This is a genomic window from Streptomyces sp. AHA2, assembly GCF_036857595.1.
In the GTDB taxonomy this organism is placed as follows: Bacteria; Actinomycetota; Actinomycetes; order Streptomycetales; family Streptomycetaceae; genus Streptomyces.
Genome location: NZ_JAUQWJ010000002.1, coordinates 210,325 through 222,232, shown reverse-complemented (window position 1 = coordinate 222,232; position 11,908 = coordinate 210,325). Strand labels below are relative to the sequence as shown.

Here is an 11,908-nt window from a genome sequence, read left to right as displayed (position 1 = left end):
CGTTCCGGAAACTGGCCTTACAAAAGACGACACAGCCGACCACAATCCCACACAAGTTTTCTCGGTCTTTCCGGCACGACCACCCCGGAGCGACTTCGCGCCCCAGACCGAGCCCTGCACACAGATCAAGGATGATGATCATGCGTAACCGCAGAGCCGCTCTCGCCGCCACAGCCGCAGCCGCGTCCCTCGCCCTGACCCTGTCCGCCTGCGGTCAGGACAGCGAGGGCGGCAGCGAGGAGAGCGGAGGGGACGCCAAGGGCGCCACCATCGGCATCGCGATGCCGACCAAGTCCTCCGAGCGCTGGATCGCCGACGGCAACAACGTCGTCAAGGACCTGGAGTCCAGGGGCTACAAGACCAAGCTGGTCTTCGGCGAGGACGACCCCGACCAGCAGGTCTCCCAGGTCGAGAACCTGATCACGCAGGGCGTCAAGGCGCTGATCATCGCGGCCATCGACAACAAGTCGATGAACAACGTGCTGCAGCAGGCCAAGGACGCGAACATCCCGGTCATCTCCTACGACCGCCTCATCCTCGGCACGAAGAACGTCGACTACTACGCCTCCTTCGACAACGAGAAGGTCGGCGAGCTGCAGGGCAGCTACATCGTGGAGAAGCTCGGCCTGAAGGACGGCTCGAAGAAGGGCCCCTTCAACATCGAGCTGTTCGCCGGCTCCAACGACGACAACAACACCCGCTACTTCTTCCAGGGCGCGATGAAGGTCCTGCAGCCCTACATAGACAAGAAGCAGCTCGTCGTCCGCTCCGGCCAGACCAAGCTCAACCAGGTCACCACCCTGCGCTGGGACGGCGGCACCGCCCAGAAGCGCATGGACGACATCCTCACCTCGGCCTACAAGAGCGAGCGCGTCGACGCCGTCCTGTCCCCCTACGACGGCATCTCCATCGGCATCCTGTCCGCCCTGAAGTCGGACGACTACGGCTCCAAGAGCAAGCCGCTGCCGGTCGTCACGGGCCAGGACGCCGAGGTCGCCTCGGTGAAGTCGATCATCGCCGACCAGCAGTCGATGACCGTCTACAAGGACACCCGCGAGCTGGCCAAGGTGTCCTCGAACATGGTCGACGCGCTGCTGAACGACAAGAAGCCCGAGGTCAACGACACCAAGACCTACGACAACGGCGCCAAGGTCGTCCCGGCCTACCTGCTGGAGCCGGTCGCCGTCGACAAGGGCAACTACCGGAAGGAGGTCGTCGACTCCGGCTACATCAAGGAGAGCGACCTCAAGTAGTCCCCGCCACCCACCGACGATTCACCACTGATTGGAAGGCACGACCATGGCGGGACCCGTCCTGGAAATGCGCTCGATCGTCAAGACCTTTCCCGGCGTCAAGGCGCTGTCGGACGTCACGCTGACCGTCCGGCAGGGCGAGGTCCACGCCATCTGCGGGGAGAACGGCGCCGGCAAGTCGACCCTGATGAAGGTCCTCTCCGGCGTCCATCCGCACGGCACCTACGAGGGCGACATCCTCTTCGAGGGAGAGGTCTGCCGGTTCAAGGACATCCGGGCCAGCGAGGAACGCGGCATCGTCATCATCCACCAGGAACTGGCCCTGGTGCCCTACCTCTCCCTCGCGGAGAACATCTTCCTCGGCAACGAGCACGCCACCCGCGGGATCATCAGCTGGACCGAGACCCTGCGGCACGCCACCGAACTGCTGCGCAGGGTGGGCCTGTCGGACCACCCGGACACCCGGGTCGCCGACATCGGCGTGGGCAAGCAGCAGCTCGTGGAGATCGCCAAGGCCCTGTCCAAGAAGGTGAAGCTGCTCATCCTGGACGAGCCGACCGCCGCCCTGAACGACGAGGACAGCGGCAAACTCCTCGACCTCATCCTGGAGTTGAAGAAGCAGGGCATCACCTCGATCATCATCTCCCACAAGCTCAACGAGATCCGCAAGGTCGCCGACTCGGTGACGATCCTGCGTGACGGCCGGACCATCGAGACGCTCGACGTGAAGGCGCCGGAGACCACCGAGGACCGGATCATCAGCGGCATGGTCGGCCGTGACCTGGAGCACCGCTTCCCGGAGCGGTCGCCGCACGAACCCGAGGAGGGCGCGGCACCGGCCCTGGAGATCCGGGGCTGGACCGTGCACCACCCGATCGACCAGCAGCGCAAGGTGTGCGACGACGTGTCGCTGCACGTGCGGCGCGGGGAGATCGTCGGGATCGCCGGCCTCATGGGCGCCGGGCGCACCGAACTCGCCATGAGCGTCTTCGGGCGGACCTACGGCCGCTACGCGGGCGGCACCGTCCTCAAGGACGGCGAGGAGATCCGCACCAAGACCGTCCCCGAGGCGGTCAGGCACGGCATCGCCTACGTCACCGAGGACCGCAAGCACTACGGCCTGAACCTCATCGACACCATCAACCGCAACATCTCGCTGAGCGCCCTGGGCAAGGTCGCCAGGCGCGGTGTGGTCGACGAGCACGAGGAGCGGCAGGTCGCCGAGGGCTTCCGCAAGTCCATGAACATCAAGGCGCCGACCGTCTTCGAGCCGGTCGGCAAGCTGTCCGGCGGCAACCAGCAGAAGGTCGTCCTCAGCAAGTGGATCTTCTCGGGTCCGGACGTGCTGATCCTGGACGAGCCGACGCGCGGTATCGACGTCGGGGCCAAGTACGAGATCTACACGGTCATCGACCAGCTGGCCGCCCAGGGCAAGGCGGTCGTCTTCATCTCCTCCGAGCTGCCCGAACTGCTCGGCATGTGCGACCGCATCTACACGATGGCCGCGGGGCGGCTGACGGGTGAGTTCTCGCGGGCCGAGGCCTCCCAGGAATCGCTGATGCGTCAGATGACGAAGGACAAAGAGGTATCCCGATGAGCACGGACGTGACCGCCAAGAGCCCGGCCCCCGCGCCGCCGGGCCGCGAAGGGGCCGCGGGCGACGGCCTGTTGCAGCTGGTGCTGGACGGCATGCGCCGCAACATGCGGCAGTACGGCATGCTGATCGCACTCGGCCTGATCGTGGTGCTGTTCGCCGTATGGACCGACGGCGACCTGCTGCTGCCGCGCAACGTCTCCAACCTGGTGCTGCAGAACAGCTACATCCTGATCCTGGCCATCGGCATGATGCTGGTGATCATCGCGGGCCACATCGACCTGTCCGTCGGCTCGCTGACGGCGTTCGTCGGCTCGATGGCCGCCGTCTTCATGGTCAAGCAGGACATGCCGTGGCCGCTCGCCGTGGTGCTGTGCCTGGCCGTGGGCGCGGTCGCGGGCGCCGTGCAGGGCTTCTTCATCGCATACGGCGGCATACCGTCGTTCATCGTGACCCTGGCGGGCATGCTGATCTTCCGCGGCCTCACGGAGATCTTCCTGGAGGGCCAGACGCTCGGCCCGTTCCCGGACGGGCTGCAGAAGGTCGCCAACGGCTTCCTGCCGGAGGTCGGCCCGGACACCAACTACCACAACCTCACGCTGCTGCTGGGCCTCGCGATGATCGCCTTCGTGATCTTCCAGGAGGTCCGCGACCGCAAGCGGCAGCAGGAGTTCGCCCTGGACGTCCCGCCGGCCAAGCTGTTCCTGCTGAAGCTGGCCGCGATCGGCGCCGCCATCCTCACCCTGACGATGCTGCTGGCCAGCTACAAGGGCGCCCCGATCGTGCTGCTGATCCTCGGCGTGCTGCTGGTCGGCTTCGGCTACGTCATGCGCAACGCGATCATCGGCCGCCACATCTACGCCATCGGCGGCAACCTCCCGGCGGCCAAGCTGTCGGGCGTGAAGGACAAGAAGGTCACCTTCCTGGTCTTCCTGAACATGGGCATGCTCGCGGCCCTGGCGGGTCTGGTCTTCGCCGCCCGCTTCAACGCGGCCTCTCCCAAGGCCGGCCTCAACTTCGAGCTGGAGGCGATCGCCGCCTCGTTCATCGGCGGCGCGTCGATGAGCGGCGGTGTCGGCACCGTCCTCGGCGCGATCATCGGCGGCCTGGTCCTGGGCGTGCTGAACAACGGCATGAATCTCGTCGGCATCGGCACCGACTGGCAGCAGGTCATCAAGGGCCTGGTGCTCCTCGCCGCCGTCGGGTTCGACGTGTGGAACAAGCGCAAGGTCGGTTCGTAAGTCAGATCGGGGCCCCGCCGCACGGCGGGGCCCTCTCCTCATACGGGAGCCGCACATGGAACTGAACAGACGCACGGTCGTCGCGGGAGCCGCGGCGGCGGGCATCACCGCCACCGCGCTCGGCGGCACGGCACACGCCACGGGAGGCAGGAAGCCGGTGAAGACGCTCTTCGGCAAGCTCGCCGACGGCACGAAGGTCCACCTCTGGTCGCTGGAGAACGGCGGCACCCGCCTGAAGGTCCTCTCCTACGGCGGCATCGTGCAGTCCCTGGAGATCCCCGACCGCCGCGGCCGGTACGCCAACGTCAGCGCCGGCTTCGACGACCTCGAGGACTACGTCGCCAAGAGCCCCTACTTCGGCGCCCTGATCGGCCGGTACGGCAACCGCATCGGACAGGGCAAGTTCACGCTCGACGGCAAGAACTACCAGCTCTCCGTCAACGACGGCGAGCAGAGCCTGCACGGCGGCGCCAAGGGCTTCGACAAGCGCGTCTGGGACGTCGAGCCGTTCGTGAAGGGCTCCGACGTCGGCCTGCACCTGTACTACACCTCCGTCGACGGCGAGATGGGCTACCCCGGCACGCTCAAGGCGAAGGTGACCTACACCCTCACCCGGCACGGCGACTGGCGCATCGACTACGAGGCCACCACTGACAAGGCCACGGTGGTCAACCTCACCAGCCACGTCTACTGGAACCTGGCCGGCGCGGGCAGCGGCACCATCGAGGACCACGAGCTGCGCATCGCCGCCTCCCGCTACACGCCCACCGACGCCGGACTGATCCCCACCGGCGAGCTGGCCGAGGTCGCGGGCACCCCCTTCGACTTCCGCACGGCCAAGCCGATCGGCCGGGACATCCGCACCGCGCACCCCCAGCTGATCACCGCCAAGGGCTTCGACCACAACTGGGTCCTCGACAAGGGCATCACCGCCCGGCCGGAGCACGTGGCCACCCTGCGCGACCCGTCCTCAGGGCGCACGCTGAGGATCGCCACGAACGAGCCGGGACTGCAGTTCTACTCCGGCAACTTCCTCGACGGCACGCTGACCGGCCCGAGGGGCCGCACCTACCGGCAGGGCGACGCGCTGTGCCTGGAGACGCAGCACTTCCCGGACTCGCCGAACAAGCCGAAGTTCCCCTCGACGGTCCTGCGCCCCGGCCAGGTCTACCGCACGACGACGGTCCACACCTTCGGCCGGTGAGGGGCGGGCAGCCTACCGGAACCTCCGGGGCGTCGGCGCCCGTTCACCACAGCCGCACCGATCCCGACCGGTTCCCGGACGTTTGAACGGCGTCCGTGCGGTCTCCGTATGAGAAGGCGGCCCGTGCTCCCCGCGCGGGCCGCCCTCGCACGCCGGGTCCGGCCGCCCCCGACGGACCCGCCTCACACGGAGGTTCCATGGCCGACAAGGTCACGTCGCTGTTCCGCAGCACCGCGGCGCACAGCCCCTCGATGGCGGCGCTGACACGCGAGGGCGGCGACGGAGCCGGGCCGGTGGACTTCTGCATCCCCTGCAACCCGTACTTCCCCACCCCGGCCATGTTCGAGGACATGGCCGCCAGGCTGCGCGACATCGTCACGTACTACCCGAGCAGCGCGGACACCATCACCGCCGAGCTGTGCAGCCTGCTGCAACTGCCGCCGCAGTGCGTGGCGATGGGCAACGGCTCGACCGAGCTGATCACCTGGCTCGACCACCTGCTGGTGCGCGAGTCCCTCGCCGTCCCCGTCCCCACGTTCGGCCGCTGGACCGACCAGCCCATGGAGACCGGCAAGCGGGTCGACATGTTCCCGCTCCAGGAGTCCGGCGGCTTCGCCCTCGACCTCGCCCAGTACGCCGAGTTCATCCGCGCCCGCGGCACCCGGGTCGCCGTCGTCTGCAACCCCAACAACCCCGACGGCGGCTTCCTGCACAAGCACTCCGTGGTGCAGTTCATGGACGCCATGGCCGACCTCGACCTGATCGTCGTCGACGAGTCGTTCCTGGAGTTCGCCGACGCAGAGGCCGAGCCGTCCGTCGTCCAGGAGGCGATGCTGCGGCCCAACGTGGTCGTCCTGCGCAGTCTCGGCAAGAACTTCGGCCTGCACGGCATCCGCTTCGGCTACCTCGTCGCCAATCCGGCGCTGGCCGGCCGGGTCCGCTCCATGCTGCCCAAGTGGAACCTCAACTCCTTCGCCGAGCACGTGGTGTTCATGCTGAAGGAGCACGGTGCCGAGTACGCGCAGAGCCTGCAGCAGGTGCGCCGGGACCGGCTGGACATGGCGTCCCAGCTCTCGTCGCTGCCGGGGCTGACCGTCTACCCCTCGCAGGGCAACTTCCTCTTCGTGCGCCTGCCCGTGGGCGCCGAGGGCACCGTGGTGCGCGACCGGATGCTCACCGAGCACCGGATCCTGGTCCGCGAGTGCGGCAACAAGATCGGTTCGTCCAGCCGCTTCCTGCGTCTCGTGGTGCGCCCCCAGGTGGACGTGCGTCGCCTGGTGTCCGGCCTGGAACAGGTGCTCTACGGGACGTCCAGGAGGGGAGCCGCCGTACCCGAGCCGGGCAACGGGACCGGCTACAGCTCGGGTACGGCGGCCGTGGACCGGCTGATGAGCGAGACGAACGGCTCCGGGATGCGGGGGCTCGCGGCCCAGGTCGCGGCAGCCGGGCCCGGCGCGCCGAGCGCGGCCGGCACCGGTGTGCCGCTCCCCGCCGCGGCGTCCGCCCTGCCGGCGGGCCACGACGGCGGAGCACCGGTGCCGGCCGCGCCCCAGCCGGTGGCCGCCCCCCAGCCCGTCCCCCTGCCGCAGCCCTCCCCCGTCCCCGTGCCGCAGCCCTCCCCCGTCCCCGTGCCGCAGCCCTCCCCCGTGTCCGTGCCGCAGCCCGCTCCTCTGCCCGCGCCGCAGCCCGTCCCCCAGCCGGTGCCGCAGCCCGCGGTGCAGCCGCAGCCCGGGCTGGTGCAGCCGCCCGCCCCCGCTGCCCCGCCGTTCCCCGCCCAGCCGCTCGTCCCGGCCCAACCCCTGGTCCCCGCACAGCCGTTGGCCCCGGCGGCGCAGGTTCCGGCCCCCGCGCCCGCGCCGATGCCCATGGCGACCGGCCCCACCCCGCCCGGCGTACCGGCCCGTGGTGGTCTCACCGCCGCCCAGGTCCGGGGCACGAACGGCCTGACGCCGGCCCCGGCCACCGGCTGGCCGGCGGCGCAGAACTGGCCCGACGCGGCCGGCATGGGCCAGGCCGGCTAGCCGCCCGCCCACTCCGCCGGCGGGCCGCGTGCCCGCCGGCCGGCTTCTCCTGTTCCCCCGCCCTCCCTCCGTCGTCCGGCGAGCCTCGCCCCGCCTCGGGGACGGACGCGGGGCCGCCCGCACGCACGGGCTCCTGCGCATGTTTCCGCCGCACCGGCCGCAGTAGCGTTCATCGTCACTCATTGCAACGAACCATGGCCGGGCGTTGCATTACTTTTCACAGCCGTTGCAACGATTTATACGTGCTGACCAGCCGTGATGACTGACGTATGCAACAAGCACGTTGCCACTCACGTGAATGCAACGTAGCGTTTCTCATGCCGGAAAGAGCGGTCGAAGGAGAGACGTCATGCAGCAGTTCCCCACCCCCAAGCCCGTCACCGCCGTCCTGGACGTCCCCGCCGGCCGCATCCGGTTCATCGCCGCCGACCGGGCCGACACCACCGTCGAGGTCCTGCCGGCCGACGCCTCCAAGAGCCGCGACGTGAAGGCCGCGGAGCAGATCGCCGTCTCCTACGCCGACGGCGTCCTGCGCGTCACGGCCCCCGCGCCGAAGAACCGGCTCCTCGGTTCCTCCGGGGCCGTCGAGGTGACCGTCCAGCTCCCCAGCGGTTCCCGCGTCGAGGCCAGGACGGCCGCCGGCGAACTGCGGGGCGTAGGGCGGCTCGGCGACGTGACCTTCGAGGGCTCCCTCGGACCGGTCAAGCTCGACGAGACCGCGGCCGCCCGGATCGGTGTCCAGGCCGGTGACATCTCGGTCGGACGCCTCGGCGGCCCCGCCGAGGTCAGCGTCCAGAAGGGCGACATCCGGATCGCCGAGGCCGTGCGGGGCGCGTTCACGCTGCGCACCCAGCACGGCGACATCTCGGTCGGCGCCGCCCCGGGCGTCTCGGCCTCCCTGGACGCCGGCACCACCTACGGCCGGATCCGCAACTCGCTGAAGAACGCCGACGGCGCCGCCGCCGGACTGACCATCCACGCCACCACCGCCTACGGCGACGTCACCGCCCGCAGCCTGTAGAGGAGACCACCCATGACCAACCCGGCGATCGCGGCGAACGGGCTGCGCAAGTCCTACGGCGACAAGACCGTGCTGGACGGCGTCGACTTCACCGTCCCCGAGGGGACGATCTTCTCCCTGCTCGGCCCGAACGGGGCCGGCAAGACCACCGCCGTCAAGATCCTCTCCACGCTCATCCGGGCCGACGGCGGCCAGGCCCGGGTCGCGGGCCACGACCTCGCCGGCGAGCCGCAGGCCGTCCGGGCCGCGATCGGCGTCACCGGCCAGTTCTCGGCCGTCGACGGTCTGATCACCGGCGAGGAGAACATGCTCCTCATGGCCGACCTGCACCACCTGCCCAAGGCCGAGGGGCGGCGGGTGGTGGCCGAGTTGCTGGAGCGCTTCGACCTCACCGAGGCCGCCCGCAAGCCGGCCTCCACCTACTCCGGCGGCATGAAGCGCCGCCTCGACATCGCGATGACCCTGGTCGGCTCACCGCGCGTGATCTTCCTCGACGAACCCACCACGGGCCTCGACCCCCGCTCCCGGCACACCATGTGGCAGATCATCCGGGAGCTGGTGTCCGGCGGCGTCACCGTCTTCCTCACCACCCAGTACCTGGAGGAGGCCGACGAACTGGCCGACCGCATCGCGGTCCTGCACGACGGCCGCATCGCGGCCGAGGGCACCGCCGAGGAGCTGAAGCGGATCGTCCCGGGCGGACACGTCCGCCTCCGCTTCACCCACCCGGGCACCTACCGGTCCGCCGCGGCGGCCCTGGGCGGGGCCGTCCAGGACGACGAGGCCCTGGCCCTGCAGATCCCCAGCGACGGCAGCCAGCGCGCGCTGCGCCTGATCCTCGACCGGCTCGACGCCGCCGGCGTCGAGGCCGACGAACTGACCGTGCACACCCCCGACCTCGACGACGTGTTCTTCGCCCTGACCGGCGACGCCCGCGTCCCGCACCAGACGAACCAGCCCGAGGAGGCTGCCCGATGAGTCCGCTCGCCCTCGCCGTCCGCGACTCCACCACGATGCTGCGCCGCAACCTCCTGCACGTACGGCGCTACCCCTCGCTCACGCTGAACCTGCTCCTGACGCCGATCATGCTCCTGCTGCTGTTCGTCTACATCTTCGGCGACACCATGAGCGCGGGCATCGGCGACGGGGGCCCGGACCGGTCCGTGTACATCGCCTACATCGTGCCCGGGGTGCTGCTGATGACCATCGGCAGCACCACGATCGGCACCGCCGTCTCCGTCTCCAACGACATGTCCGAGGGCATCATCGCCCGGTTCCGCACGATGGCCATCCACCGCGGCTCGGTGCTCGTCGGGCACGTCGTCGGCAGCGTGATCCAGGCGGTCGCCAGCGTGGTCCTCGTGGGCGCCGTGGGCGTGGCCATCGGCTTCCGCTCCACCGACGCCACGGTCCTGGAGTGGCTCGCGGCGTTCGGGCTGCTCGTGCTCTTCGCCCTGGCGTTCACCTGGATCGCGGTCGGCATGGGTCTGGTCAGTCCCAACGCCGAGGCCGCCAGCAACAACGCGATGCCGTTGATCCTGCTGCCGCTGCTGTCCAGCGCGTTCGTCCCGCTCGACTCGATGCCCGGCTGGTTCCGGCCGTTCGCCGAGTACCAGCCGTTCACCCCGGCCATCGAGACCCTGCGCGGGCTGCTGCTCGGCAGCGAGATCGGGAACAACGGCTGGCTCGCCGTCGGCTGGTGCGTGGCGCTGGCCGTCCTGGGTTACTTCTGGGCCGCGGCCAAGTTCGGCAACGACCCGAAGTAGCGGGCGCGACGACGCCAGGCACCGCACCCCCGCGAGGGCGGCGCGCACCGGCAACGGCCGGTGCGCGCCGCCCTCTGTGGCGTTCCTGACCTCCCCCGGGCGCACCCGGGCGCGCGGGGGCAGTTGATTCCGCGCGCCCGGTGTCCGGCGGAGTGCGCCGGCCCTTCAGACGGTCAGGACTTCTTCTCCGGGCACTCCTTCCACGCCATGTGGTAGACGGTGCTGATGTCCCCGTCGGTCGAGTCCATGGTCATGAAGCTGACCTTGTCGGCCGACTGCGTACCGGCGTTGACGCGGATCTCGGTGTTGATGTTGAAGTTGCGCTGCACCCCGCAGGGGGCCCAGACCAGTTGCGCCCAGTCCGTCTCGTCGGTGGCCTGCCAGTTGTCGTTGTAGGGGCCGTTGAAGGGGTGGTTGCGGTAGGCGGTGCTCGGCGAGCCCTGGAAGTAGTACGACGCCCGCTGGGTCGCGCTCGCGCCGCGCTGGAGTGCGGCGAAACCGCGGTAGTCCGCGCTGGCGATGGCGTACGTGAAGCCCGAGGGGACGTGGACGAGCAGGTTGAGCTGGCAGTTCTTGCGGAAGGCGGTCGGGTCGGAATCGCCTCCGGCCTGCGCGAGGTAGTCGCTGTAGGTCACCGTGAACGCCGTGTTGTCCTCGGAGACGGCCACCGCGGCGGTGCCCTGCGGGCAGCCGGAGCCGTTCACCGTGGCGACCTTGATGACGATCTTGTCCGGGGGCGGGTCGACGAACCCGGAGGAGGGCGGTTGCGCGGGAAGTGCGCTGGTGAGCAGCGCGGCGATCGCGCCGCTCAGGAGCAGGCCACCGGCCATGGTTCTCCCATCCGTTCGTGGGGGGTGGAATCGTGACGTGCGACTGGCTAAACATGCGCATGACAAACAGCGCTAGGCGCATGCGCCCCCGGTTGTGACCGTTCCGTGGAGGAGTCGTGAAGGCCGGGAGCGGTCGCATCGTACGCAGAGCCACGGGCACCGGCCAGGACGCCGTCCGGCCATTCACACTGGCGGAAAGGCCACCGGCCCGAGTGAGGCCCGGCGGCCGGCCACCGGGCGGAGGGCGGTCCCTTCGCCCGGCCCCGGCACGGACCGTGCCCGGGGGCGCATAAGGTGCGTTGCACACGTGCGTCGGAGTGTGCGGACCGCACACCGGCGCTGACGCCGTCGGAGCGAGGACATCCCGGGGACGGAATGAGGCTCACGCATCGCGCAGCGTACGGCCGCCGCCCCTCAGGGGTTCTCCCAGGCCGCCGGCTCCGCCGCCAGCCGCTGCACCGGCTCGGGCAGGGCCCCGGCCGCCAGGTCGGCGATCGTCACGCCCTCCAGGATCCGGCGCACGTTGGCCCGCAGGGCGATCCACAGCGGCAGCAGCGGCTCGGCGGTGCCCGAGTAGGCGAGGCCGGTCGGCCGTTCCCCGCGGACCGAGACGATCGGTCCGTCCACCGCCCGGATCACGTCCGCCACGCTGATCCGGTCCGCCTCGCGGGCCAGCCGGTAACCGCCGCCCCCGCCCCGGCGGCTGTCGACGACACCGCCGCGCCGCAGGTCTCCGAGGATCCCCTCGAGGAACTTGTGGGGAATGTCCTGCGCGGTGGCCACGGCCTCCGCCTTGACCGGCCCCTCATCCTGCCGGGCGGCCAGTTCCACGACCGCTCGTACCGCGTAGTCCGCACGTGCCGAGATCCTCATAGGACCATTGTCGCGGTCACCCTGTAGACATGGACGCACCACCGGCACCCGGGCCGCCGCCGGCGGCCCCGCGGCAGCCGCCCGACATCGGCACCACGCAAGGCA

At 70.0% G+C, this 11,908-nt stretch carries 10 protein-coding genes; 8 read left to right on the top strand and 2 right to left on the bottom strand.

Going from position 1 to position 11,908, the window contains the following annotated elements:
* Nucleotides 1-140: 140 nt before the first annotated feature.
* The 8 genes from chvE to Q5694_RS04800 all read left to right on the top strand — a co-directional run bounded on the left by chvE (nucleotide 141) and on the right by Q5694_RS04800 (nucleotide 10,100).
* Nucleotides 141-1,253, top strand: coding sequence for a multiple monosaccharide ABC transporter substrate-binding protein (gene chvE, locus Q5694_RS04835; protein WP_443040815.1), 1,113 nt, complete (start codon nucleotides 141-143; stop codon nucleotides 1,251-1,253).
* 46 nt (nucleotides 1,254-1,299) lie between these two features.
* Nucleotides 1,300-2,850 (top strand): multiple monosaccharide ABC transporter ATP-binding protein, encoded by a 1,551-nt coding sequence (gene mmsA / locus Q5694_RS04830; RefSeq protein WP_333930753.1) that lies wholly within the window; start codon nucleotides 1,300-1,302, stop codon nucleotides 2,848-2,850.
* Complete coding sequence (gene mmsB, locus Q5694_RS04825) at nucleotides 2,847-4,088, top strand: multiple monosaccharide ABC transporter permease (protein WP_333930752.1); 1,242 nt, start codon at nucleotides 2,847-2,849, stop codon at nucleotides 4,086-4,088. Before mmsA ends, mmsB begins: the two co-directional genes overlap by 4 nt.
* 55 nt (nucleotides 4,089-4,143) lie before the next feature.
* On the top strand, nucleotides 4,144-5,292 hold the full coding sequence (locus Q5694_RS04820) for an aldose epimerase family protein (RefSeq protein WP_333930751.1): 1,149 nt from the start codon (nucleotides 4,144-4,146) through the stop codon (nucleotides 5,290-5,292).
* A gap of 197 nt (nucleotides 5,293-5,489) precedes the next feature.
* The gene (locus Q5694_RS04815; protein ID WP_333930750.1) at nucleotides 5,490-7,313 is read left to right on the top strand and encodes a pyridoxal phosphate-dependent aminotransferase; all 1,824 of its coding nucleotides are present in this window, start codon (nucleotides 5,490-5,492) and stop codon (nucleotides 7,311-7,313) included.
* A 349-nt stretch (nucleotides 7,314-7,662) separates the two neighbouring features.
* Nucleotides 7,663-8,334 carry a DUF4097 family beta strand repeat-containing protein gene (locus Q5694_RS04810; RefSeq protein ID WP_333930749.1) on the top strand — a complete coding sequence of 224 codons (672 nt, stop codon included), beginning with the start codon at nucleotides 7,663-7,665 and terminating at the stop codon, nucleotides 8,332-8,334.
* A 12-nt stretch (nucleotides 8,335-8,346) separates the two neighbouring features.
* Nucleotides 8,347-9,312: an ATP-binding cassette domain-containing protein gene (locus Q5694_RS04805; RefSeq protein WP_333930748.1), complete on the top strand. Its 966-nt coding sequence runs from the start codon at nucleotides 8,347-8,349 to the stop codon at nucleotides 9,310-9,312.
* Nucleotides 9,309-10,100: an ABC transporter permease gene (locus tag Q5694_RS04800; RefSeq protein ID WP_333930747.1), complete on the top strand. Its 792-nt coding sequence runs from the start codon at nucleotides 9,309-9,311 to the stop codon at nucleotides 10,098-10,100. The genes Q5694_RS04805 and Q5694_RS04800 overlap by 4 nt, the downstream gene beginning before the upstream one ends.
* A 173-nt stretch (nucleotides 10,101-10,273) precedes the next feature.
* Here the strand turns inward: Q5694_RS04800 and Q5694_RS04795 are convergent, their stop codons facing one another.
* Together Q5694_RS04795 and Q5694_RS04790 are read right to left on the bottom strand one after the other, a co-directional pair.
* Nucleotides 10,274-10,930 (bottom strand): DUF4360 domain-containing protein, encoded by a 657-nt coding sequence (locus Q5694_RS04795; protein WP_333930746.1) that lies wholly within the window; start codon nucleotides 10,928-10,930, stop codon nucleotides 10,274-10,276.
* Between the two features lie 414 nt (nucleotides 10,931-11,344).
* Entirely contained in the window at nucleotides 11,345-11,803 is a 459-nt protein-coding gene (locus Q5694_RS04790) for an RrF2 family transcriptional regulator (RefSeq protein WP_333930745.1), read from the bottom strand.
* Between the last annotated feature and the right edge of the window lie 105 nt (nucleotides 11,804-11,908).